The organism is Haloplanus sp. HW8-1 (genome assembly GCF_023703795.1).
Taxonomy (GTDB): Archaea; Halobacteriota; Halobacteria; order Halobacteriales; family Haloferacaceae; genus Haloplanus; species Haloplanus pelagicus.
This window is the reverse complement of sequence record NZ_CP098518.1, coordinates 2,845,591-2,869,094: the sequence shown is the minus strand read 5'-3', so window position 1 is coordinate 2,869,094 and position 23,504 is coordinate 2,845,591. Positions and strand designations below refer to the sequence as shown.

19 protein-coding genes are annotated in these 23,504 nt (G+C 68.0%); 9 read left to right on the top strand and 10 right to left on the bottom strand.

The window, feature by feature from the left end; translation table 11 throughout:
- Positions 1-70: 70 nt before the first annotated feature.
- A complete protein-coding gene (locus NBT82_RS14950) occupies positions 71-247 on the top strand; it encodes a hypothetical protein (RefSeq protein ID WP_251328905.1) in 177 nt (58 codons plus the stop codon).
- 12 nt (positions 248-259) lie between these two features.
- Here the strand turns inward: NBT82_RS14950 and NBT82_RS14945 are convergent, their stop codons facing one another.
- Positions 260-946 (bottom strand): hypothetical protein, encoded by a 687-nt coding sequence (locus NBT82_RS14945; protein WP_251328904.1) that lies wholly within the window; start codon positions 944-946, stop codon positions 260-262.
- A gap of 233 nt (positions 947-1,179) precedes the next feature.
- Here NBT82_RS14945 and NBT82_RS14940 point away from each other — a divergent pair, with 233 nt between their 5' ends.
- Both NBT82_RS14940 and NBT82_RS14935 read left to right on the top strand, forming a co-directional pair.
- Complete coding sequence (locus NBT82_RS14940; RefSeq protein ID WP_251328903.1) at positions 1,180-2,724, top strand: alkaline phosphatase family protein; 1,545 nt, start codon at positions 1,180-1,182, stop codon at positions 2,722-2,724.
- Positions 2,721-3,512: an FkbM family methyltransferase gene (locus NBT82_RS14935; RefSeq protein WP_251328902.1), complete on the top strand. Its 792-nt coding sequence runs from the start codon at positions 2,721-2,723 to the stop codon at positions 3,510-3,512. Before NBT82_RS14940 ends, NBT82_RS14935 begins: the two co-directional genes overlap by 4 nt.
- Positions 3,513-3,531: 19 nt before the next feature.
- Here the strand turns inward: NBT82_RS14935 and NBT82_RS14930 are convergent, their stop codons facing one another.
- From NBT82_RS14930 to NBT82_RS14920, 3 genes are read right to left on the bottom strand one after another with little or no spacing between them, the layout of a single operon-like run.
- Positions 3,532-5,217, bottom strand: a complete 1,686-nt coding sequence (locus NBT82_RS14930) for a GMC family oxidoreductase (protein WP_251328901.1) — start codon at positions 5,215-5,217, stop codon at positions 3,532-3,534.
- Complete coding sequence (locus tag NBT82_RS14925; RefSeq protein ID WP_251328900.1) at positions 5,210-5,746, bottom strand: gluconate 2-dehydrogenase subunit 3 family protein; 537 nt, start codon at positions 5,744-5,746, stop codon at positions 5,210-5,212. Before NBT82_RS14925 ends, NBT82_RS14930 begins: the two co-directional genes overlap by 8 nt.
- 41 nt (positions 5,747-5,787) lie before the next feature.
- Entirely contained in the window at positions 5,788-6,633 is an 846-nt protein-coding gene (locus tag NBT82_RS14920) for a hypothetical protein (protein WP_251328899.1), read from the bottom strand.
- Between the two features lie 208 nt (positions 6,634-6,841).
- Here NBT82_RS14920 and NBT82_RS14915 point away from each other — a divergent pair, with 208 nt between their 5' ends.
- Positions 6,842-7,606: a hypothetical protein gene (locus tag NBT82_RS14915; RefSeq protein ID WP_251328898.1), complete on the top strand. Its 765-nt coding sequence runs from the start codon at positions 6,842-6,844 to the stop codon at positions 7,604-7,606.
- Between the two features lie 33 nt (positions 7,607-7,639).
- Here NBT82_RS14915 and NBT82_RS14910 read toward each other — a convergent pair whose 3' ends face one another.
- Entirely contained in the window at positions 7,640-8,761 is a 1,122-nt protein-coding gene (locus NBT82_RS14910; RefSeq protein ID WP_251328897.1) for a glycosyltransferase, read from the bottom strand.
- A gap of 51 nt (positions 8,762-8,812) precedes the next feature.
- The gene (locus tag NBT82_RS14905; RefSeq protein WP_251328896.1) at positions 8,813-10,285 is read right to left on the bottom strand and encodes a right-handed parallel beta-helix repeat-containing protein; all 1,473 of its coding nucleotides are present in this window, start codon (positions 10,283-10,285) and stop codon (positions 8,813-8,815) included.
- A gap of 276 nt (positions 10,286-10,561) precedes the next feature.
- On the opposite strand from NBT82_RS14905, the gene NBT82_RS14900 reads away from it, so the two are divergent.
- Positions 10,562-12,301, top strand: coding sequence for a carbamoyltransferase family protein (locus tag NBT82_RS14900; RefSeq protein ID WP_251328895.1), 1,740 nt, complete (start codon positions 10,562-10,564; stop codon positions 12,299-12,301).
- 14 nt (positions 12,302-12,315) lie between these two features.
- Here the strand turns inward: NBT82_RS14900 and NBT82_RS14895 are convergent, their stop codons facing one another.
- Genes NBT82_RS14895 through NBT82_RS14885 form a run of 3 tightly spaced genes read right to left on the bottom strand, consistent with a single transcriptional unit; the run spans position 12,316 to position 16,503 of the window.
- Positions 12,316-14,136, bottom strand: a complete 1,821-nt coding sequence (locus tag NBT82_RS14895) for a hypothetical protein (RefSeq protein ID WP_251328894.1) — start codon at positions 14,134-14,136, stop codon at positions 12,316-12,318.
- Entirely contained in the window at positions 14,133-14,522 is a 390-nt protein-coding gene (locus NBT82_RS14890) for a hypothetical protein (protein WP_251328893.1), read from the bottom strand. The genes NBT82_RS14895 and NBT82_RS14890 overlap by 4 nt, the downstream gene beginning before the upstream one ends.
- Positions 14,515-16,503 (bottom strand): glycosyltransferase, encoded by a 1,989-nt coding sequence (locus tag NBT82_RS14885; protein ID WP_251328892.1) that lies wholly within the window; start codon positions 16,501-16,503, stop codon positions 14,515-14,517. The genes NBT82_RS14890 and NBT82_RS14885 overlap by 8 nt, the downstream gene beginning before the upstream one ends.
- A 212-nt stretch (positions 16,504-16,715) precedes the next feature.
- Here NBT82_RS14885 and NBT82_RS14880 point away from each other — a divergent pair, with 212 nt between their 5' ends.
- The 3 genes from NBT82_RS14880 (at position 16,716) to NBT82_RS14870 (ending at position 19,093) form a co-directional block, all read left to right on the top strand.
- A complete protein-coding gene (locus NBT82_RS14880) occupies positions 16,716-18,188 on the top strand; it encodes a hypothetical protein (protein ID WP_251328891.1) in 1,473 nt (490 codons plus the stop codon).
- Complete coding sequence (locus NBT82_RS14875) at positions 18,182-18,331, top strand: hypothetical protein (protein ID WP_251328890.1); 150 nt, start codon at positions 18,182-18,184, stop codon at positions 18,329-18,331. Before NBT82_RS14880 ends, NBT82_RS14875 begins: the two co-directional genes overlap by 7 nt.
- Positions 18,332-18,436: 105 nt before the next feature.
- A complete protein-coding gene (locus tag NBT82_RS14870) occupies positions 18,437-19,093 on the top strand; it encodes a class I SAM-dependent methyltransferase (protein ID WP_251328889.1) in 657 nt (218 codons plus the stop codon).
- 1,636 nt (positions 19,094-20,729) lie between these two features.
- On the opposite strand, the gene NBT82_RS14865 is transcribed toward NBT82_RS14870, so the two are convergent.
- Positions 20,730-21,974, bottom strand: a complete 1,245-nt coding sequence (locus NBT82_RS14865; RefSeq protein WP_251328888.1) for a sulfatase — start codon at positions 21,972-21,974, stop codon at positions 20,730-20,732.
- Positions 21,975-22,117: 143 nt separating this feature from the next.
- Between NBT82_RS14865 and NBT82_RS14860 the strand changes: the two genes are divergently transcribed.
- Entirely contained in the window at positions 22,118-23,386 is a 1,269-nt protein-coding gene (locus tag NBT82_RS14860; RefSeq protein WP_251328887.1) for a sulfatase-like hydrolase/transferase, read from the top strand.
- The last annotated feature ends 118 nt before the right edge of the window (positions 23,387-23,504 follow it).

Below are 23,504 nucleotides of genomic sequence, written 5' to 3'. Positions count from 1 at the left end.
GTGTCCCGCCGCTCGTGTACCCCCACGGTCCCGAACTCGGGCCCCGAGCGGCGTGGTCGACAGCCAACCAATGGACCGACGTGACTATCTCACGATACTGGCGGCCGCCACCCTCGGTGGATACCTCGTGGTGTCGACGGTGGTTCCCGACGATTCGCTCCCGAACGCCATGGCGGGACTCTCCCGGCCGGCGGGGCCGGAGACGTACGGCGCCGAGGGCTACGGCACGGGTGGCTACGGGGAGTGACGTGGCGGCCCGTCACTCGCTGAGGATCCGGACTGTCGGCCCGTCGTTGTCGTCGTACGGTTCGACCGTCCACGACGGATCGTGCGGGTACTTCAGGGAGAAGACGACCCGCGTCGAGATGAACTCCGGTGATATACCGATGTCGACTCCCTCGTCCAGCGTATTTTGCCCCTGGTACATCGCCTTCTGATACGGCGTGTGTTCGTTCCCCTGGAAGTCGGTCATCGACCACTGCGACCACCCGACCGTCGTGACCGTGAAGAGGTTCCGGAGTTCGACGTGTGTCACCAGGAACGTCTCGTCGTTCGCGTCCGGCGAGATGGGGACCTCTCCGGGACCTCGCTGGATCTTTTCGGCGGTGTCGTAATGCGTGACCCGGATTTCGAGGCTCGTCCCGTCGGTCTCCATCTCAGCCCACTCGCCCATCCCGATGAGGATGTCCTCCGGTTCCGGCGTGGCGGTCGGCGTCGGCGTTCGCGTGGCGGTCGGCGTCGGCGTCTCCGTCGGCGTCGGTGACGGCGCCTCCGTCGCGGTCGGCGTCGACGTTGGCGTGGCGGTCGGGGCGGGCGTCCGGGTGGCGGTCGGCGTCTCCGCCCCGTCCGAACCCGGCGCCTCGTCTTCCCAGACGCCTCTGGCCGAGACGCCCGTACATCCGGCTAACAACGACGTGAACGCGGCGAGCACCCCTCGGCGATCCATCCCCACAACGAACGAAAGTATCTCTCAACTTAAATATTCTTCGCCGACATGATCGGCGCGCGTCGGTCGCGTTTCCGACACACCAGCCGGTGAGACGACCGGTCGGCGGCGTCGACGCCGTGCCGATTCGGGACGGCGGCTCACGGACTCCGGGTGAGCGGTCTCGGCGCCGCGTCCCCCGCATCTAGCGACAGTAACATTTGTGATGCGCCGACATGTATGGGCACACGACCATGGAACTGCTCGTCGTCGGACTCGATGGGGTGTCGCCCAACATGCTCCGTGAGTTCGACGTGGAGACGACGTTCCTCGACGCCGTCGAGCGCGACGGCGTCGCCGGCGACCTGCGGAGCGTGGACGCGCCGACGACACTCCCCGCGTGGACGTCGTTCGCGACCGGGAAGGATCCGGGCAGTCACGGCGTCGCCACGATGCTCCAGCAGGGAACTGACTACGATATCGTGCCCTCGCGGCCCAACACGACCGACGCGGCGGCGTACGACCTGATCGACGACGCGCTCTTCGTCAACCTCCCGGGGTCGATCGGCCGTACGCCCGCCGCCGCCGGGACTCGCCTCGTGTCGTCCTTTCTCGCGTCGGACAAGGCGGATGCCGTCCCGGCCGAACTGCGGTCGGTCGACGGGTTCGAGGAGTACGTCGTTCACGCCGACACGGACCTCCAGGCGACCCCGGAGCGGTACTTCGAACACCTCGTCGAGACGACGCGGGCTCGTCACGACTTCGCGGCCGAGGCGTTCGGTCGGTTCGATCCCCGGGTCGGGTTCGTCCTGTTCTCGACGCCGGACTGGGTCGGCCACCACCTCCAGTTCGCGCCCGACGGGGCGACCGGTTCCCGATGGTATCGGACCGTCCTAGAGGCGTGCGACGAGTTCGCCGCGGCCCTCGCCGACCGGGCCGAGAACGTCCTCCTGTTGAGCGATCACGGGTTCGAACCCAAGCCGAAGGCGATCCACCTCCAGACCTGGCTGGAACGGGAGGGGTATCTCGCCACGGCCGACGAACGCTCGTCGCTGCAGCGCCTCGCCACGGGGACCGCAACGCAGGTGGCCCGGCGCTTCGATACCCTGTTCGACCTCCTGCGGACCGCGTACCTCCGCGTGACCAGCGCCACGGGTGGCGAGCGACTCGGCGACGTGGTCGATTTCAATCCCGACGTCGACTTCGCCGCCTCGCGGGCGTGGCAGCTCCGATACGGCTGTCTGTACGTGAACGCCGACCGGTTCGACTCGCCGACCGTCGAAGACGCCGACGCGCTCCGTGCGGAGTTACGCGACCGACTCGCCGGGCTCACCGACGACGACGGCACCCCCGTCTTCCAGTCCGTCCACGAACTCGACGAGGTGTATGCCGACCCGGATCCGGACGCCATGCTCCCGGATCTCGTCGCCCGACCGGCCCCGGGCTATCTCCCGCTCCGTGCCTTCTCACCCACGGGCGATCCGGTCATCGACATGCCGGGGCACGACCACTACGACCACCGGTACGACGGGCTCGTCGCCGCCGACGGTCCGCTGTTTGCCGCCGGGACGGTCGACGGCATGTCCATCGTCGACGTACTGCCGACGATCCTCCACGCACTCGGCGAGTCGCTCCCCCCCGACCTCGACGGCGAGGTGCGGACGGGGATGCTCCGGACGGACGCCGCCCCGACCGTCCTCGATCCGGGGGCCGTCCCCGACCCGCGGACGCGCGACACCGGCACGGACCGTGCGGCGGCCGCCCGCGAACAACTTCGGAACCTGGGGTATCTCGAATGATCCGGGACGGCGGGCTGGGGGCGACGATCCGCCCGTACGCCCGGCGCACGCTCCGTCGACTGGGATTGACCGACGTCGCCCGCCGTGCGTTCATGCGCCTCGCCGACGAACGACGGACGGTCTCGGTCGACGGCGCACGGCCCCGCTTCCTGCGCGAGGAGTTCGGCGACCACGTCGAACTCAACCAGATCGCGGCGGAGGCGGGAACGATCGGTCGGCTCCGCGACGAGATCCGCCCGGACGACGTCTTCCTCGACGTGGGGAGCAACCTGGGCGCGTACGCCGTGTTCGTCGGCGAGACACTGGAGACCGGCCACGTGATCGCCGTCGAGGCGGTCCCGTCGACGGCGGACAAACTCCGACGCAACCTCGCGCTGAACGACGTCGACGCGACGGTCGCGACCGTCGCGTTCGGCGCCGACCCCGGAACGGTGTCGATGACGGTCCCGGACGCACACGGCAGTTCCGCCGTCACGACCGACGGCGGCGACGTCGACGTGCGTCGGGTCCGTGGCGACGACTACCTCGACCGGTCGGACCTGCCGTCCCCGACGGTCGTGAAGGTCGACGTCGAGGGGTACGAACTCTCGGTCGTCGAGGGACTCCGAGAGTCGCTCCGCGATCCCGCCTGTCGGCTCGTCTACTGCGAGGTGCATCCGGCGCGGCTCCGGGCGTTCGGCGGTTCCGCACCGATCCTCGCGTCGACGCTTTCGGACCTGGGGTTCGAGACCTCGCGGATCGCCGACCTCCCGGGGGAGCGGTACGTCCTCCGGGCGGCCAAGCCCTGACGGGTGCGACGACCGACCCTCACAGCCGCTCGTCGAGGTGGTCCGCCGCCCGGAGCGCGAGCGCCGCGATCGTCAGCGTCGGCTGCATCGCCCCGCCGGTCACGAAGACGCTGCTGGAGACGATCGAGAGGTTCTCCAGATCGTGTGTCCTGAGCCGCGGGTTCACGACGCTCTCCGCCGGATCCGTCCCCATCCGCGTCGTCCCGAGGTGGTGGCCGATCCCCTTCCAGAACCGGATCTCGGACCGTGCGTGCACCTCGGCGTCCAGGTTGTCGAGGATCTCGTGCATGATCTCGAACGCGCGATCCATCGTCCGCGCGGCGTAGTCGCTCCGCGACCACGAGACGTCCGGCACGGGGTTGCCGTGGTCGTCGGTCACGTCCGGGTTGAGCGTGATCCGGTTCTCCGGATCGGGAAGCTCCTCGACCGCCGCGCTCAACTGGATGGTGGTGCCGTACTGCTCGCGCATCGTCTCGAGGAGGTCGTCTCCCCAGGGAACCCCGTCCCCGGGGCCGGCCAGGTCGCGCCACTCGGCCGGATCGCTCGGGTTCTGCAACACGTCCCGGGCGGCGTGCAGTGCGTCCTCACGACGCAACGCGAGGTCGACCGGCCGCGGCCCGCCGTTGTTGTCGATTTCGAGTTTGATGCTTCCCGGCGGGACGTCGTCGACGGTGTAGAACTGGTGTGATTCGGTCGTGCCGAACCCGATGAGATGCTGACGGGTCGGCTGGTCGATCCGTGCCCGCAGGACGGCCGCCGGTCGTTCCTCGAAGTATCTGCCCACCGCCCCGCTCGAATTCGCCAGCCCGTCGGGATACGTCTCGGACGCCGAGAGCAACAGAAGCCGCGGCGTCTCCACCCCGCCGCAGGCGACGACGAACTCGCGGGCCTCCTGGTGGTGTGTCTCCCCGGCCGGCGTCGCGTACTCGGCCGAGACGATCCGGTCACCCGCCTCGTCGTGGTGGAGTTTCTGGACCGGCACGCGGTCGAGGACGCGTGCGCCACGCGCCTCTGCCTTCTCGACGTGGACGTCCGCGGAGTATTTCGCCCCGGACGGACAGACCGGCGAACACGTGCCGTAGCCGAGACACTCGCTTCGCCCGTCGTACGGCTCCGAGTTGATCGCCCACAGCACCCGGTGGAGCGTGATGCCGGCCTCCTCGCAGGCCGGCGCGACCAGTTTGTCGGTGTAGCTTGGCGGGAACGCGTCCATCGGCGGCGGCTCCTCCCGGGGCGGCCCGAACGGCAACTGCGCCTCGCCGGCGGCGCCGAGTTCCTTCTCGGCCGCCAGGTAGTAGGGCTGGAGGTCCTCGTAGGAGATGGGCCAGTCCGTCGCGACGCCGTACCGCGACTGCATCTCGAAGTCCTTGCGCTTGAACCGCTCCAGGCGCCCGCCCCAGTGGAGGCTGGATCCGCCGATTCCCTTCACCCGCCGCGTGTTCAGCGGGTAGGTGACCTCGCCGCTGTTGGTGTAGTCGTCGCGCGCGCCGCCCATGTCCCAGACGTCGCTCGGATCGTGGCTCGGGCGGAGGGACTGCTCCATCCGGTCGATCCGCTTCTCGAAGTCGAAGCGCGGCCCGGCTTCGAGGACGACGACGTCGTGGCCGCGGTCCGCGAGGGTGGCCGACACCAGCGCGCCGGCGGGCCCCGACCCGATCACGCAGACGTCGACCCGTTCCGAGGGGCGACGCGGATCCTCACTCATCCGCCGGCCCCCGCTGATACGCGGCACGGCCCCCGGGATAGCCGGGCGGGTTCTCGTTGCCCAGGAGTCGCCCACCCGTCGGCGAGGTGTACAGCGTAAAGAGGAGTTGGTTCACGACGTAGTAGCGAACCCGCTCGACGGCCGTCCCGTCCGGATCCGGCGGGACGCGGTCGACGCCAATCTCCCGGAGGAGGCCGTCGCGTTCGGCCGGCGACAGGTCGACGATCCGGTCGCCGTATCGCCGTCGCCCCTGCCGGTCGAGTTCGTCGAGCGCCGCCCCGGTCCGCTCGACGTACTCCGCCCGGTCGTACTCGTTGCCGAGGAGATACGTCCGGAGGTAGCTCTCGGTCACCTCGACCTCGGAGGGGTAGACCACGTCCGCGACCGCCGCGAGCCGTGTCAGGACGCCGTCGAGGTCGCCGGCTTGTTCCTCCCGGTCGCGGAGTCGCTCGGCGAGTTCCCCGGCCGTGGCGACCCCTGCCGTACTCGTCGCGACCGCGACGAGGGCGTCACGTCGTGACAACTCCATGTCTTCTTCCGGCGTACGTGTTCGGAGACTATAACGTTGTGTCACCGGAAAGGGATCCCCACGACGAGGACGACGTACGCGGCAGCGAGCGTGCCGCCCACGACCAACTGGAGGTAGCGTCCGTCCGGCCCGGCGACCGCGAGTATCGGCAGGACGCCCCGGCCGAGCCGGTTGATCAGGAGGTGCGTGGACGTGAGTCCGACGTCCCGGAACACGAAGCTGATCCCGTAGCCGGCGACACACCAGGCGAGGCCGACCGCGGCCACCCACCACCCCGTCGGGACGTTCCACCACGCGGTCGCCGTCCCGCCGTCCACCGTCAGCCGGGAGACGCGGCGGTCCACCCGGTCGGCGAGCGGTGCCAGCGCGTAGAGGAGCGGCGCCCCGACGACGAGGGTTGAGAGCAGGGTTCCGCGAACGCGGGGGCCCACCGTCGCCGCGAACGGACTCTCGGCGAGCATCGCGGTTCCGAACCCGGTGATCGCGGCGGTAATGAGGGCGGTCGTCGCCACGACGAGTCCGTATTCGAGGGCGTTTCGCGGCGTGCGGACGCCGGGATCCGTCCCGCTCGACAGCGGTCCGAAGGCACCCCAAAGTCGGTGGGCGGTCACGACCAGGACGAACTGCCCGAGGTAACCGACGGCCGTCGTCGGTCCGAAGGCTCCCGTGAGGAGGTCGACCGCGACGTAGCCCGCGCCCGCACCCCAGGCCACGACGGGACCGAGTACCAGCCCCAGGGCGACGACCAGACCGGGCGTCAGGGGAACGGCGAGCGCCGAGGCCCGGGCGGCACCGTGGCCGAGCATCGCCACGACGACGTACGCCACCGCGGTCCCGACGACCACCCCGATCGTCCGCCGCCGAGATCCGAACCTGTCTTCGGTCATCCACTGCCTCGGTCTTCGGGCGAGGTGATAGATAAATAATGGGTCTGTTCGCGACCCACTTCGCCCGGTACGGCGACGTTGCGCTCGCGAGGGCCGTTGCGCTCCCGACGGCCGCCCGCGACCGTCGCCGCGCGAACACCGGCGATCCCCGGTCCGGACGCCGGTATGGACCAATTACTAACGGTATAATACTTGTTTAATTGATACGATGTCCGGAATCACAGACCGACTGACACGACGGGAGATACTGAAGGCGACCGGGGCCGGCGCCCTCGGAACCGCCGCGCTGAGTGGCACCGCGAGCGCGAACTGCGATGGGCCGTGTACCCCCGTGACGCTGGGGAAGTTGGATTCGGCGGAGATCAACGAGTTGGAGAACGGTACCACCTCGGAGTTCACCCTGACGCTGGACGGCGATCTCCGCGACGTCGAGAACTGCGCCGCCTGTCAGGGCGACAAGGACGTGACCGTGCGGGTCACGCCGACGGCGGTCAAAGACGGCGGAGAAGACGAAGAGGAGGAAGAGGAGGAAGATCGTGGTCGCGGTCGTGGCCGCGGCCGGGGAGACGACGAGCGGGAGGATCGGGGCCGCGGCCACGACGAGGCCGTGGACGGGCGGTACGGCGCGACGGTCGCTGACGGCGAGCGGTTCCGGACGGACGGCGGGGACGACGGCGAGGTCACCTGTGTCGAACTCGAGATCCTGGACAACAACGGCAAGTGCAAGTGTGCCGACGACGGCCTGTACCTGTCCGGCGCCGAGGTGAAGGGTGGCCCCGAGACGGCGACGTACGACTGCGGCGACGAGGAGAATCGCAACCAGGAGTACAGCCGGATCCCCGACGCCTGCGCCCCGACGAACGACAGGAACGGGAAACGCTACGGGATCAGCAACATCGTCGTCGAGGTCTGCGTCTTCCCGAACTGCTACCGGCCGGGCCAGACCAACTGCGCGAAGGGCGGCGGCGGATAACCCGGCGGTCGTCCGCGGCGCCGTCGCGTCCCGCTAGTCTTTCGGGTCGGTCGGCGCCCCACCGTCGTCCAGCGAGCCACGGAGGTCCCGCCACGCCTCGCGGAAGCGGGCCGTGTCGAAGCGCTCCGCCGTGCGCTGGATGGCCTCGGGATCCCACTCGGTCGCGTACGCTCGATCGACGGCCGCCCGAAGGTTGGCCGTCCCGCGGTCGAATAGCACGCCGTTGACGCCGTCCTCGATCTGGTGGCTAGTGTACCCCTCGTCGACCCCGACGACCGGCTTCCCGCTCGCCATCGCCTCGATCGGGACGATGCCGAATGCCTCCCGGTCGCTGTTGAACACGAGGGCGTCACAGGTCGCCAGCAGGTCACGTTTGCGTTCCTCGGAGACGTAGCCGAGTACCTCGACGTTCGCCCCCGCGGCGCGCTCGACGGCCGCCTGCCGTGGCCCCGTTCCGGCGATCGTCAACCGGTGGTCGGTGGCAGAGAGCGCCTCGACGAGTTCGACGACACGCTTCGCGGGCGCGAGTCGGCCGAGATAGAGGAGAAAGCCCTCGGTCCCCTCGAACCAGTACCGTTCCGTGTCGACCGGCGGGTAGATCACCCGCTCCGGCGTCCGGTGGTAGTACGTCCGCAGGCGCCGGCCGATCGTCTCGGACGGGACGACGAACTGGTCGATCCGGTGGACGGTGCCCACGTCGTGTGCCCGGACCGCCGACTGGTAGAGGCGCTTGCCCCACCGGACGGGGGCCGGACTCCCGTCGTATCGGCCCGGACCGAGGTCGAACAACCACCGGGGCGGCATGTTGAGCAGGTGGAGGCGGTGCTGGTGTGGCCGGTGGACGACCGCCTTCGTCGCCTCGCCGACCGTGACGACGAGGTCGTGTTCGTCGGGCACCTCGAAGGCCTCGTACTCCAGGACGTCGACGACGGCGCCCACGGGGAGGCGGTCGAGGAGGCTCCGGACCCAGTCCGACGCCCGGAACTCGACCACCGTCGGGCGGTCGCCGGTGCTCGCCTCCGGGAGCGACGTGGTCTGTACGGGCGTGTAGATGGGCGCGTCGAGCGTGACCGCGAGTTCCGCGACGTACCGCTCCAGGCCGCCGTCCGTCGTGATGGGCTTGTAGACGAGACACGGATCGGTCGCTCCGGACATCCACCTCCCGATGCGCGGCCGACCGCATTATAACTGTCCCGCGATTCGACCTCAGTCCCCCCGATAGACCCAGCAGTCGAGGGTGCCGCCGTCAGACGGGGCGGGCGTCTCGAAGTCGAGGTCGAAGCCGTCGCGACGCTTTGCGGCGACCGCGTACGACGTCGTCCATCCCGGACTGATCATCACGCCGTAGCCGGCGTCGGGTTCGCCGTCGGGAAGGTCGATCGTCGTCGACGTGGCCCCTGCGGCGACCGGTTCCTCGACGAACGACTGGCGGACCGACACCGGATGGGAGGTCGAGAAGCCGTCGGTCCCGCGGCGACCCCCTTGAATCCCGCTCAGCGCGTTCGCGAACCCGCGGTTGGTCCACTCCGCCGCGCCCGCGAGTTTCAGGTTGTTGCCCGAGACTCGCCCCGGTTCGGACGCGAACAGCTCCACGGCCCCTCCGTCCGAATCCGCGACCGTCGTCGACCCGAGGTCGACGTGGTTGTACTCGCCGCGAAAGCCCGCTTCGCCGCCGCCGATCAGGAACCGACACGCGTGTGCCCGGAGCTGTTCGAGCACGTGTCGTCCGGTGTCGACCACCGGCGGCGCGTTCTCCACCCAGCAGCCGTCGAAGCCGAGTTGGCGCGCGTCGGCGCCCACGTCGACGTGGTGGTCGGCGTCGGCCGACCCCAGCACGACGTCCCGGAGCGAGAGCATCCGCGTGCCGGTCCGGACGGAGTGGTCCCGGCAGTCGACGACGTGCGTTCCCGCGACCGAGCCGAACCCGCCCGCGACCGCGTGTCGGATCCCGACGTCACAACCGCCCACGCGCCCCCGCCGGATCCACGAGTCCTCCACGTCGTCGAAGACGATCCCGTGTCGACAGTTGACGACGTGGACGTCTTCGAGGAGGTGATGGGAGGGTTCCGACGTCGCGTTCGCGAAGCGAACGCCGTCGACGCCGGCGTTCTGGCCGTCGATCTTCAGGTTCCGAATCCGGACGTAGTCCTCGTCCCGGCTCTCGATCACCGCGCCGGAGAGCCCGTCGGGGACCAGGATGGCCCCGTCGAGGGAGCGCCCGACGAGCGTCACGTTGCTCGGGAGTGCGAGCGGGGCCGAGAGGCGATGGACGCCGTTGGCGACGACGATTCGGCCGCCGTCGGGGAGGCTATCGACCGCGGACTGGAGGTCCTCGCCCGGCGCGACGACGCGGACGTCGTCGCTCACGGGCGACTCGCCCCCCGTCGAGGGTCGGTCATCGGTGGGCCACCCTTCGAGCGCCTCCCACCTGTCGCTGTCGCCCGGGGAGCGGTAGAGTCCGTCGTCGGTGAGACCGACGCCCGGGGCCGACGCGGGCACGGGTAATGCGGCCTTCGACGGGGCGACGTACGCCTCCTCGACGCGCTCCGCGGCGGTTGCTCCGCCCCCGACGCCCACTGCCGACGGGTCACCGGCCGCATCGCCGGGGCCCAGCAGGAGCGCGCCCAGGACGCCGACGACGCCGCGCCGGGAGACGTCGGGTCCGTCGCCACGACTCATGTCACCCCACCGTCGTTCACGCGTGATGATAAACGAGTGGCTTCGATTATCAGGCGCGATTCCCGGCGTCCGTGGCCACGACGTGACGCCGGTCGTCCGCCCCGAGGTAGCCGCTCTCCCGTGTCAAACCCTCGTTTCGAGTCCCGTCCCATCACGCCACCGACAGTATTAATATACTGTCGTGAAAGATATCTCACAACAACCGTGCAGGAGATAGCCGCCACCCGGTCCGGACCGGGACGGGCCGGAACCGGCACTTGTTGACAGTATCCGATCATGAACGTTCTCGGAATCAAACCCTCCCTCTCGAACGGCACGCCGTTGAAAGGGGGTGGACGACACGACGCCGGCGCCTGTCTCGTCCGAGACGGCGAGATCGTCGCGGCGGCCGAAGAGGAGCGATTCACGCGGAACAAACACGCCCTGGACGAGTTTCCCCACTTCAGCATCGAATATGTCCTCGACGCGGCCGATCTCTCGCTGGCCGACATCGACGTGATCGGGATCGGCCGCGACCGATCCAACCGGACGAAACTGCTTCGTGACGCACCGGCGGAACATCTCGTCCCGACCTCACCGACCGATCTGTTCTCGCTGTTCAGGGAGGTGAGCACGCAGGTCGCGGTTCGTCGCGGCGTGCACGTCGATCTGGTCGACCGCGAGATCCACCGCGGCCATCCCGCGACGTCGCCACCGACGGGCGCGTTCACGGGCACCTACGAGACCGTCTCACACCACCGTTGTCACGCCGCGTCGGCGGCGTACTGTGCGGACGCCGACCGTCCGGTCGTCGTGACGGTCGACGCCCGCGGCGAACACGACAGCACCGTCCTGTGGGATCGGGATCTCCGACGGGTGAAGACCTTTTCCGCGGCCAACTCGATCGGGGTGTTCTACGCCGCCGGCGTCAACTATCTGGGCTACCCCCGGGGATGGGACGCGGGCAAGGTGATGGGGCTGGCGTCCCACGGCGAGTACCGCGAGCGGTTCGACGCCGGATTCGACTCGCTCGTCGAGGTCGGCGGCGGCGAGTACGACGTGACGGCGATCACGGACGCGTCGGACCCCGTCGGCGTCCTCGAAGACACCTTCGGCCCGCGCCGGCCGCCGACGGACGAGTTCAGCCAGCGCCACCGGGACTTCGCACACCACCTCCAGTCGACGACCGAACGGATCGTCACTCACCTCGTCGACTCCCATCTGGCCGACGTCGGCCACGACCGGCTAGCTCTCGCGGGCGGCGTCGCGCTGAACTGCAAACTGAATCGGGAGATCCGCCGTCTCGATCGCGTGGCGTCGCTGTTCGTCCAGCCCGCCGCGAACGATTCGGGCCTCTGTCTGGGCGCCGCGTTAGAGGCCGTCTCACGGGCGTCCGGGGCGCGACCGGACCCAACGTTCGACACCGTCTACTACGGCCCGGGGTACGACACTGCCGCCATCGAGTCGGCGCTGACGACGGCGAACGTCGACTACGAGTCGGTCGCCGACCCGGCGGTCCGCGCGGCCGCGTTGCTGGCGGAGGGGAACGTGATCGGATGGTTCCAGGGGCGGATGGAGTTCGGGCCGCGGGCGCTCGGCAACCGGAGCATCCTGGCGAACCCCACGGCGCAGGCGTACGCTGACGAGGTCAATCGTGGGGTCAAACACCGGGAGTCGTGGCGGCCGTTCGCACCGAGCATCCTCGACGATCACCGTTCGGAGTATCTGAGCGACGGGGCGGCGTATCCGTACATGATCGTCCTCGATTCGGTGCCGGAGGCCAAGCGCGAGGAGGTCCCCGCCGTCACACACGTCGACGGCACGACGCGACCGCAGACGGTCTCGAAGGCGGACAACCCCCGGTACTACGACCTCATCGAGGCGTTCCACCGCCACACTGGCGTCCCGGTCGTCCTGAACACGTCGTTCAACGTCTCCGGCCAGCCGATCGTCGAATCGCCCGAACAGGCGCTCAGCACCTTCTACTCGACCGGCCTCGACGCCCTGGTGATCGGGGAGTACCTGCTCACGAAGTGAACTGCCCGGCCCGCCTACGCGTGCCCATCCGCCGACCACGAACCGCTCGAGGTCCCCGCCGGCCGGGACAGCCGCCACGCACATCCGCCCGCCGCGACGAGCGACGCCAGCGGGACGATCCCCCAGGGGTACAGCCACGGGCCGCCGCCCTGCGCGGGATCGCCGGGCTCCGTGTAGACGGGGGGAACGTCGGGATCGAACCAGACGCGCACGTCGAGCCACGGCCACTCGTAGAGGACGGCGTACCCGGCCGCGCGCAACTGGCCCGCGTACGCTCGATCCGCCGAGAAGACGAACTTGAGCCCGTAGGCTTCGTGTTCGGCGAGGTAGTGTGCGAGGACGCGCCGGCCCTCGGGCGAGAACTTCGCGCTCGACAGCTGAGCGGCCCCGCTCCGCGCGAGGACCGGCACCCGATCCGGGCGTCTCCCGGCGTTGTAGTTCCCGTCGATCGTTCGCGCGTGTGGCGCCTCGACGCCGATCAGGCCCAGTTCCTGGCTCATCCCGAGCGTCAGGTATCGCCACTTCCAGTGCTCGTCGGTCTCCATGAACTCCCCGATCTGGGCCGCTTCGGCGCGCCGGTCGGGGCTCGCCGACGCCTCGGTCGCCATCTGCGAGGCGACGAGCACCTGCGACGCCAGAATCAGGAGGATCGCCGCGGCGACGACCGGCGCCCAGTCGAGCCGTTCGCGGTCGAGTCGGTCGGCGACCCGGGTCTCGCGCAGTTGCACGATCACGAAGCCCACGACCGGGAGCAACACGAACCCGCCCCACGCGCCGAACCGGAAGTACGTCAGCGACTCCGCGAGGCCGGGATAGAGGAGTCGCGGGAGGGGTGTCGTGAAGCCCAGCGAGAGCGCGCCGCCGACGGCTGCGACGCCCATCGCGGCCCGGAGTCCCGTCGCCGAACGCCGGTCCGCGCGCCGATCGACGACGTACGCACACACGGGGACGAGCAGGAGAAACAGCGTGCCGGTCGCCAGCGTGAGGGCGAACTGCGGTCGCGACCAGACGGCGCCGACGAGCCACGACTGTCGGGAACCGTGGGGGATGACGGGCTGGTCCGGCCCGGTCAGCAGGAAGTCCGCGAACGGGAGGAGCGCCAGCAACGCGAGCGCGACGGCCGCGGCGCCGATCGCGGCCGCCGGTCGGAGCACCGTCACCGCGGTCGCCCGGGGGGCGGCCCACGGATCGTCCATCGCCCGGAGTCGCTCCGCGGCGTGTGTGGCGAACACGACGGCGTAGACCCCCGGCAGGAACGAGATCGCGGTGAAGTGGTGTGTCATCGGGACGAGCGCCGTGAGCAGGACCACCAGGCCGACGTGGGCCGGGCGCTCGGTCCGCAACGCCCGGGACAGCGCCCACCCGCCGACCAGCGTGAGGACGCCGGCGAGAGCCGTCGGAAGCTGTCCGTAGCCCAGGAGGATCAGCCACCAGCCGCCGAAGACGGCGCCGACAAGCGCGCCGTACGACGCCGCGCGCGCCGACGTCAGCACCCGGCCGTACAGATACGTCGCGGGCGGATACAGCCCCGTCAGCACCGTCGCGAGCAGGGCGTACGAGGTTCCGAGGGCGCGGGACTGCTCCCAGCCGAACTGGAGGAAGGGGACGGCCCCGAGCGCGAGCAACTGGTGGGCAAGCGGCGGGTAGCCGGTGACGGGGAAGCCGAGATACCACCGTGTGTCGATCGCGCTGAACCAGCCGTGGAGGTAATGCGAGGCGAAAAACACGTGGGTCCACGAGTCGTAGGGCACGGTCAGGAGTTCGTCGAGTCGAGGGAGCACGAGCAGTATCGCGACCGCGCTGCCCAGGGCGACCCGTCGCCGTGCCCGGTTCATACGACGTTCCCGGTCGACTGCACCAGGTACACCCCGGCCATGATCAGGAGCATCCCGACGTACTCCTGTCGGTTGGGTGACCCGTCGAAGACGACCGTCGCCAGCGCGACCGACAGGACGAGGGTGAACTCGCTCACCATCGCCGTCTGGGCGATCCCGACGTAGCTGAACAGGAACATGCGGAGCAACGCGCCGGTGAAGGCGAGCACGAGGCCGGCGAGAAAGAGCGGATGCGTCGCGATCCGGGCGAAGTACCTGACGACCTCGACGCCGCCGCTCGGCGGCGAGCCGACGTCGCCGAACACGAGGCCGTAGAGCACGAACGCACCCGAGACGACGACCGAGAACGCCAGTATGGAGGCCCACCGGAGGAGGAGGTCACTCATCGGCCCCCTCCGTGGCGATGCGCGTCACTTCGCGGGCGACCTCGACCATCGTGGTGTCGGCCGCGGCGGCGTTCGTCTCGGCCATCGCCGCGAGTCGGTCCGGATCCTCGGCGAGGCGGTCGAACGCCGCGCGCATCGCCGCCGGATCGCCGGGGGGGACGAGCGACGCCGTTCCGCCCGTTTCGATCGTCGCCGCCCGGATGTCCTCCTCGTCGTACACGACCGCCGGGAGGCCGTGGGCCTTCGCCCGCTGGTAGGGGCCGCTCACCCCCGGTGCCGTCCGGTACGGGACGACGAGTACGCTCGCGCGCTCGAAGATCGTCGGCAGCATCTCCTCCTCGACGTGGCCGAAGAAGCGGACGCCCGGTCGGTCGACGGCCTCGTCGCGGATTCGCTCCGCGTGCTCGGGGTGGTCGGGGTGGGCCTCGCCGACGATCCAGAGTTCGGCGTCCTCCCGTTCGGCCCGGAGGTCGTCGACGGCCGCGAAGACGGTCTCGTAGTCCTTGTACGGCGAGAGAAAGCCGAAGAGGAGCAGCCTGAACGGGGCGACCTGGACCGGGCTCGGCTCGCCGCTCCCCCGGACCCCGTGTGGGACGTGGTGGACCTCGCCGAAGGGGTACTTCGCCGCGAGCAGGCGACGGTATCGCTCGGAGGTCACCGTCACCGGGCCGGCGAGCAACACCGCCGCCGTCGCGAGCGTCGCGCCGACCCGCTGGAGGGGTCCGAGTCGCTCGTCGACCGCGTCCGGATCGACGTCCTCGACGAGGTCGTGCATCGTCACGACCGTCGGCTTGCGACAGACGATGCGCGCGAGAAGCGGGACGAACAGCGAGAGGAACCGGTGGACGTTCCCCGACCCGAAGTACGTCGGCTTGACGTTGAAGTGGACGAACTCGTACTGGTGGGCCGACTCCCAGAGACCGTGCAGGATGCCGTACAGGCCGCTGAGTCGCCCCTTCCGCCAGTCCCGCCGCAGGTCGATCCGGGCGTCGGTCACGTCGTCGTCGCCGTCCGTTCTCGATCCGACGACGGTGACCGCGCCCGCCGTCTCGGCGTAGCCGGCGGCGAGGCCGTCGGCGTAGTGTGCCAGTCCGTCGGTGGCGGGGGGATACGCCGACACCAGCGCGGGCCGACCGGCGCGGCCGCCGTCGGGGCTGGTCGACCGCTCGCTCGCCCCGTCGCCGAGGCCGCCCTCGACGGCGGGATCGTGGCGCCGGAGTCGGTCGAGGCGCCTGACGAAGTCGCCGTACTCGCCGAGCGTCCGGTTGCTCTCGCCACGGTCACGCTCGGAGAACACGTACGGCACTTCGACGACCGACCCGGGCGCGTAGTCGCCCTTGGCGAGGATCTCCAGCAGGATCTTGTACCCGTCCCCGTCGATCGCCTCGTGGTCGACGACCTCGCGTCGGACGGCGAAAAACCCCGACAGCGGATCGCTCACCGTCCGGGCCGACGGCAACACCAGTCTGGCGAGCGCCGTGGCGCCCCGACTCACGATCCGGTGCCACAGCGACCAGTTCTCGATTCTCCCGCCGTCGGCGTACCGGCTGCTGATCGCGAGCGCGGCGCCGTCGTCGATCTCGGCCAGGAGCGCCGGGAGCGTCTCCGGTGGGTGTTGCAGGTCGGCGTCGATCACGGCCACGCAGTCGTGGCTGGCCCGCCGAAACCCTTCGACGACCGACCGCGACAGCCCCCGCTTGCCCGTCCGGCACACCACCTGGACCCGATCGTCGTCGCCGAACCGCTCGCGTGCGCGCTCGGCGGTCCGGTCGGGCGAGTCGTCGTCGACGACGATCACCTCGGCCGGCCGGTCCCCGAGCGCGGCGAAACAGCGCGAGACGACCCGGCAGACGTTTTCGGCCTCGTTGAACGTGGGGACGACGACCGAGACACCGGTCGGTCCGACGTCGTCCGCCGTCGCCCCGGCGACCGGACGGTTCCCCTCCCCCCCACCTGGAATCGTTCCGACACCATCTGACATGAATGGATACTCTGTGATTATTGTCGACAGTGTTAGCTGTTTCTTTTGTTTACATTATCGCGGTCGGCCGTAACGACCGGTAAGCACCGATTACTACGGGTCTCACATGGATTGACTCATCCTCCCACCGCGCGTCTCGTCGCGGGGATCGCTGCCCGGAACGTTTCATACCGTTAATGCTTAGTTGTCCAAGAGCGTTGACACGCGTAGCCGTGACAGATACTGACATGGGGTCGGCGGGGTCCGACGGTTCCGACGACTCGACGGACGGCGGGGGTGAGAACGAGCGCTCACTCGGCGCCACCCGCCGTGGGGCACTCGGGTTGCTCGCGCTGCTCGGGGTCGGGACGTACGCGGCGAGCGACACCGCGCGCGCCCAGTCCGACCACGACCACCTCACCCAGACGTGGAGCGGCGATCCGGGAGATCCCGGACTCACGATCGACGTCGGTTCCAACACCGACCGGGCGTACGTCGGCGCCACCGCCCACCCCGAGGGCATCGCCATCCAGGGGGTGGCCCACGATCCCGACGGACAGAACTACGGCGTCGAGGGCAAGACCAAATCGGAGCAGGGCGTCGGGTTGCTCGGCAACGCGACGAACGAGTTCGGGTCCGCCAAGGGGCTGGAAGGGCGGACGAGCGCCGAGTACGGCACCGGCGTCATCGGCTTCGCCAAACACGAGAGCGGCCAGACGAAGGGCGTCCGTGGCCTCGCCCAGTCGCCACAGGGGACGGCCGTCCAGGGGATCAACACCGCCACCTCGGGGACGACCTACGGCGTCCACGGCCGGGTCGACTCGCCCGACGGATACGGCCTGTACACCGGGGACGACGCGCGGGTCGACGGCACGCTGACCGTCGGCGGCGGCCTCGCCAGCGACCCCGTGACGATCGGCGCCGGCGCGTCGACGGCCGACTCCGGCCTGGTCGTCGGCGCAGGGAGTACGGCCCCGAGCGGCGGCGTCGTGATCGGCGACGGCACCGACGCGTCGGGCAACGACCAGTCGACGGTCGTCGGTCAGTCGAACACGCCGGGTGGGAAAGGGGAGGTCCTCGTCGGTCACGGCAACAGCGGGGGTCCCAGCGCCGTAACCGTCGGACGGAACGTTTCGAACGACCGACGGTCGGTCGCGCTCGGCCTCAACGCGAGCGCCGCGAACCGCAACTCTGTCGCTATCGGCGCCTCCGCCAACGAGAACGCGTCGGGGACGGGGAGTGGCTGGGATGGGATTCGGGTCGCCGTCGGGTCGCGAGCGTCCGCCGGTATCCGCGGCACCGCGCTCGGTCCGGGTGCCGGCGAGCGCGGCACGCCCGGCAGCCACGTCGTCAACATCGGTAACGAGGCCTCCTCGTCGGCCGACTACGCGGTCGCCATCGGCGACCAGCGCGCGATCGGCGGCGGCAGCAGCGATCCGGAGCCGATGATCAAATCCGGCGCCCACGGCGCGGTTGCCCTCGGGACGAACGTTGAGGTCGCGACACCACAGGTCGCCCGCATCGGCACCTCGACCTCGCCGGACCCGAGTCCGCGTCAGTTGGTCTGGCAGGGCAGCGAACAGCTCGCCGACGGCGACTACGTCCCCGGGGAAGTCACCCTGTTCATGGACGAGTCCAGCGGGGAGTTCGTCCTCAAGGGCAAGGACAGCGGCGGCACGGTCAGGGAGGCGAGAGTCTCGTGGTAGAGGAGTTGACGATCGAGATCAGCGACGGCCACTACGCGCTGCTGGAGACGCTGCGCGAGGAGATGGACGAGGACGTGGACGCCGAACTCGCGGCCATCGTGGAGTCGGCGATCCACAACAGCCATCAGGAGTATCTCAGATGAACACGGTTGTCACACGCCTGTCTGGACGTCGCCACAGAAGGCGTCCCAGCCTCTCACCGAACTAGCTCGCCTCGGTGCACACAGCGATGATAGGGCCTATCGGATGTGAATCGGTGCGTGAGTAGCAAACGAATGGTCGATAGATTGGCTACTGCTCTCCGAGTTTATCGATCGACTGGACTGATCGGCGTCTGGTTCGGGCTGAACCACTATCTGCTGAACTCCGATCCCCGGAATTGCTTTCTCAGGGAGCATATCAAAACGGTTCAGCGAATGAACGACCTCACAGTGGCCGAAATCGGGGTGTGGAAGGGAGACCACGCCCGGACGCTACAGAACCAGTTGGATATCGACCACTTGTATCTAATCGACTCCTACGAGGACTACAACGGATACGCGGACTTGAATGAGCCTCGATCGAGTCACCGATTAAAGCATGCAAAACGAGAAGCACGGGCCCGGTTGGCGGAATACGATAACATCACGTGGATCGAACGGCGATCCGAGAACGCCTCGGATCACCTCTCCGAATCGTTGGATTACGTCTACGTCGACGGGAACCACGCGTACGAGTACGTACTGAACGATATCCAAACGTACTATTCACTTTTGAGACCCGGTGGTGTTCTGGCAGGACACGACTTTTCCGGAGAGTGGCCAGGTGTCGTCGAAGCCGTCGTCGAGTTCTCGAAAACGGAAGGCATCCCGTTTCGCCTGGAAGACCCCGGTACGGATTGGTTTTTCATCAAACCGAACGAGTAGTCCGCGTGTCGTGCCCCGTCGCGAAGCGCTCCTCATCTGCATCACTCAGACGTCGGCGTGATACGGATTCCACTACGTGGCTGGCCCAGTCGGCCGACTACGTAGCCGCCACCAGTGCCGGGCGTGCGTTCGGCGGCAGCAGCGATCCGGAGCCGAGGATTGGATCCAAGGCAGACGGCACTATCACTCACGGGACGCTGGTGGCGGCCGCGATCTCGCAGGTTGCCCGCGTTGGGACCGTGACCTCCACAAACCCAAGTCCACACCTACAATCCGACAGTGAATTGAATGGATCGCCGGCGCCGACATCGTCGTAGCCATCAGGGCCGAACGTTGAACCACAATGTCCTACGTCCGGTGCTTGAGGACTTCGCTAGGACCGTATCTACCGAGGTTGTGGACACTGGTTGGTTTGTAATGATCACTTCGCGGGTCACGAGAGCCCGGGCGCATTTAATGCGTCGCTGAACGGAGTGTGCCACGAACGGAAGACCCCCACGAAGACGACTCCGATACGGCGGTTCCGCGAAGGGGTCCCTTGGACTGACAGCGATGCATCGCGTCAAGTGGCCGCCGGATCGCCTCGATACACTCGGTGCGTATGCGTTCGCAAGTGACGTTCTCAAATGTCGTCCAGCTCTCGGTCATAATCGGTTCGCGGGGCGCTCATCGGGTCAAATCGTCGCTCGGGAGCAGAGCGTGGCGCAATCGGTTTTCATAATCGGCTATCGTTCCGCAAGAACCGGGGACGAACGGGTATGTGTATGAATCTACGTGCGAGTTCGGCTCTCGAGAAGGTAACGATTCGGAAAGTCGACGAGACGTCGCTGTCCACGCTCCAACCTCGTCTCCCAGCCATCGGCGTCGGTGTACGTGTCGTCGGTTCGACGCCAGCCTCCTCAAGCCCTGTGTTGTGTCGCGTAACGGCCGTACTGGGTGCGAGGCCAGTTGGATCCCGAGGCCACCGCTGTTCCCGCTTCACAATGGTGGGTGGCGTTCCTCAATCTACGAGGATACTGCGATATCTCACAACGAAAAATCGGCAGACGTGAACCGATTATGAAAATTTTGTGCGGACTCAGGTCTCGTTTTACTCTCCTGTTTGCCATCGGTGATCTTCCCGAAATACCGTATTGAGCCATGTCTTGTCCGGAATCAGCCGATCGGGTGGCACTTCCCTGCGGTCATACGACCGCAACCGATGTGTCCCCCTCCTTCTCTTGCGGGGCCTGATCCCGATTATGAATCCTCGACGCGTACCGTACGTCCCCGAAAGCCTCCCTAAGCCCCGCTCCTGTGTTGCCGCCGATCATGATCGTCTGGTGCGCGGGTCCGAATCACTGCCCTAGTGGGATGGCTCCCACCAGCTCTCCGAACGGAGCTGCAGTCCCAGATGAGTCGCGGGGTGGTCGTGCTCGACAGCCTCGGTGGTGATGAGGCGATCCACAACAGCCACTAGGAGTCCCTTCGGGAAGACGGGCCGGCCGGTATCCGGGCGGCCAAGGCCCTTCACACGTCCGCTCGCGTCCGGTTCGCGGGACCGGAACCAGTGAGAAAACGTCCGGCGGTCACGAAGGGTGTCGACGTGGGCGAATCTGACGAGTCGGAGCGACACGAGATCTGCATGCCGGTCGAGTCATAGGCGCCCGGAGTGCTCGCTCACGGACTCCGCCGCTCTCTCGAGGCGCTCCCTCTCGCTCTGTGACTCCTGGAACGCCGCTGCCAGGCGCTCTCCGAGTTCCACCAGGGGATGGCCGTCCGACAGTGGGGTTCGCTCACCGGGGTCCGATTGCAGAGCATACGCCCTCGATTCGTCGGCGGACTTCAAAAACTTCCACTCACTCCCCCGCAATCCGACCGTCGCGGATTTCGTCACCACCCATCGTCGCGAAAATTCGCTCCAGTCGGGGTCCCCACCCGCCGCCGATATCAGAATGTCCCCGAGCGATCGCAGCGAGAGGGGGCGCTCGATAGTTTCTTGATCGACGTTGCCGATCACGAGGGGCACGCGAACGTTTTCCTCGAAGAGCGGCCCGTCGAATCCGACGCTTCCGTGTCCCCACTCACCGTGTTCGCCGAACCCCTCACCGTGGTCGCCGTGGACTGCGACGATCGGTTCGTCGAACTCGCGCCGTATCCGTCCGATGAATTCGTCCACGTGGCGGATGGTCCCCTCGTACAGCCGGAGGAGACGCTCGCGATCCTCGGCCGACGGCGTGGAGTCCGTCGCGGGCGCGCGCCGCAAGTTCGCGCGATACATCTCCAGGATCGAGCTGTCGCGATGGCGACGTGGCGGTCGGTACGGCCAGTGCGGTTCGAGCAAGAAGACCCACAGAAACCACGGTTCCGGAGCTTGGTCGACCCACTCCACGATCCGATCGTAATACGATTCCCAACTCATCGTCAGATCCCCCACACCGAGCATATTCAGGGCGAATCTGATCCCGAACGTCGACCCCTGCTCCATCCATCGGGTGACGACCCGCGAGCGAAGCCGATCGATCCGGCCTCCCGGGTCCAAGAAATCCTCGAACGTGTCAAATCCCTCGTCGAACCCGTAGTGACGCGAGGTGAACGGGTTCGGCGTGAACGCGGCCGTCGCATATCCCGACTGCGAGAACCGCTCGGCGAGGGTCGTTCGAGTGTCTACGTGGCGCTCGATGACGTCCCGGACATCTCCGCCGACGGCCGATGTCGGGTAGCTCCCGGTCCATATCGCGGGCATCGACTGGGGGGTGCTCGGACCGGGTGCGATCGACCGTTCGTACACGACCCCGTCGTCTGCCAACCCCTCCAGTTCCGGCGTGGTCTCAACGTCCGCGTATGGCGCGACGTGGTCCGCGCGCAAACTGTCCACGGTGACGAGAACTGTATTTCTCATGATACGATACGGAACTGTACGACCAGTGGTAAGATAAAGACCTGTGTCGACACGCCTCGGGAACTCATCACGCGACTGCGCCGGTGGACCGCCCCGACTCCGGGCACCGTGGCGCAATCCCGCCGTTTTTGAGGAAAAGTTACATGTCAGCGGATACTACCGACAATCCGGTTGCCTGTATGAACCCGAATATCGTTCTGATAACCATCGACAGTCTTCGAGCCGATCGGTGTGGTCACCTGAATCCGGGCGTCGAACTCACGCCCACCATCGATCGGATGGCTACGGACGGTATTTGTTTTCGGGACGCTATCGCTCCGGGACCGAAGACGCCCGAGTCGATGCCTGCCATCTTCACCGGACAGTATCCGACCGGCCATCGGACGGACTCGGAACTCGACTCCTGGCAGGCGGATATCGAGTCACATATGCTGAAACGGGAGACGATTCCCGAATCTCTCTCGGATCGCGGGTACGAGACGATAGCGTTCACGCCGAACGGGTTCACCTCGCGATACTTCGGCTTCGGCGAAGGGTTCGACTTCTTCAACGACTTTCTCGACGAGGATATCCGGCCCGGGTTCGATATCCCGAACCACCTCAGGGGACTCATCAAACTCGTCCGGGGGGAGGGCAACTGGAAACGGTGGGAGGGGTACTACGACGACGTCGTGGCCCGCGTTCGCGACGCGTCACAACCGTACTTTCTGTGGGTGTTCCTGCTCGACGTTCACTCCCCGTACCTGGTCCCGCGTGCGTATCGACGGAAGAACTCGTGGCTGGGGATGATGTATGCGAACTGGCGCGCGCACAACGTCAACGATCCGGACGCGGCTCACGGACGGCTCGTGAGCGCGTACGAGGATACGGTGCGGTACGTCGACGCGTTCGTCGACCGTCTCACCACCGACCTCGCCGACACCGATCCGGCGTATCTCATCCACTCCGACCACGGGGAAGCGCTGAGCGAGCACGGCGTCTACGGACACGAGCGGCATCTGTACGAGGAGAACCTCCATGTCCCGTACGTGATCGGCGGTGTGCCGGCCAGCGCGACCGTCGACCGGCCCGTCTCGCTCCGGTCGATTCCGGACGCGATTCGGACGATCGCGGACGGTGACGCGGCGTCGCTGTCCCGGCGGTACGAGGCCGGGCGCGTGCCGGTCGTGGCACACTCCACGGAAGGTGGCCGCACCGCCGTCCGGACGGCGCGGTACAAGTACATCGCGACCCCGGACGGCGACGAACTGTACGACCTCGAAACCGATCCGAACGAGCGGGAGAACCTCGCTGCCGAGTTGACCGGGCTGCGGGACGCGCTCCACGAATACGTCCGGTCGTTCCGAAACGACTGGGGCGAGCGTGTCACGCTCCGGTCGACGGCGCCGACGCTCGACGCAGGGGCTCTCTGATCGGGACCGTCTTGCCACGAGACGCCGGCTCCGGACGACCGTCCCGCCGAGACCGGTGGTCCGGCCGATCCGCGTCCGGCCCCGACGGTCGATGGCCGCCCCGGCGACCCTTCGGCGG

Coding starts and splice junctions, on each gene's coding strand:
- NBT82_RS14885 (WP_251328892.1), bottom strand. CDS start 16,503: ATGTCAGATGGTGTCGGAACGATTCCAGGTGGGGGGGAGGGGAACCGT.
- NBT82_RS14890 (WP_251328893.1), bottom strand. CDS start 14,522: ATGAGTGACCTCCTCCTCCGGTGGGCCTCCATACTGGCGTTCTCGGTC.
- NBT82_RS14925 (WP_251328900.1), bottom strand. CDS start 5,746: ATGGAGTTGTCACGACGTGACGCCCTCGTCGCGGTCGCGACGAGTACG.
- NBT82_RS14905 (WP_251328896.1), bottom strand. CDS start 10,285: ATGAGTCGTGGCGACGGACCCGACGTCTCCCGGCGCGGCGTCGTCGGC.
- NBT82_RS14940 (WP_251328903.1), top strand. CDS start 1,180: ATGGAACTGCTCGTCGTCGGACTCGATGGGGTGTCGCCCAACATGCTC.
- NBT82_RS14895 (WP_251328894.1), bottom strand. CDS start 14,136: ATGAACCGGGCACGGCGACGGGTCGCCCTGGGCAGCGCGGTCGCGATA.
- NBT82_RS14935 (WP_251328902.1), top strand. CDS start 2,721: ATGATCCGGGACGGCGGGCTGGGGGCGACGATCCGCCCGTACGCCCGG.
- NBT82_RS14900 (WP_251328895.1), top strand. CDS start 10,562: ATGAACGTTCTCGGAATCAAACCCTCCCTCTCGAACGGCACGCCGTTG.
- NBT82_RS14920 (WP_251328899.1), bottom strand. CDS start 6,633: ATGACCGAAGACAGGTTCGGATCTCGGCGGCGGACGATCGGGGTGGTC.
- NBT82_RS14865 (WP_251328888.1), bottom strand. CDS start 21,974: ATGAGAAATACAGTTCTCGTCACCGTGGACAGTTTGCGCGCGGACCAC.
- NBT82_RS14945 (WP_251328904.1), bottom strand. CDS start 946: ATGGATCGCCGAGGGGTGCTCGCCGCGTTCACGTCGTTGTTAGCCGGA.
- NBT82_RS14860 (WP_251328887.1), top strand. CDS start 22,118: ATGTCAGCGGATACTACCGACAATCCGGTTGCCTGTATGAACCCGAAT.
- NBT82_RS14950 (WP_251328905.1), top strand. CDS start 71: ATGGACCGACGTGACTATCTCACGATACTGGCGGCCGCCACCCTCGGT.
- NBT82_RS14930 (WP_251328901.1), bottom strand. CDS start 5,217: ATGAGTGAGGATCCGCGTCGCCCCTCGGAACGGGTCGACGTCTGCGTG.
- NBT82_RS14915 (WP_251328898.1), top strand. CDS start 6,842: ATGTCCGGAATCACAGACCGACTGACACGACGGGAGATACTGAAGGCG.
- NBT82_RS14910 (WP_251328897.1), bottom strand. CDS start 8,761: ATGTCCGGAGCGACCGATCCGTGTCTCGTCTACAAGCCCATCACGACG.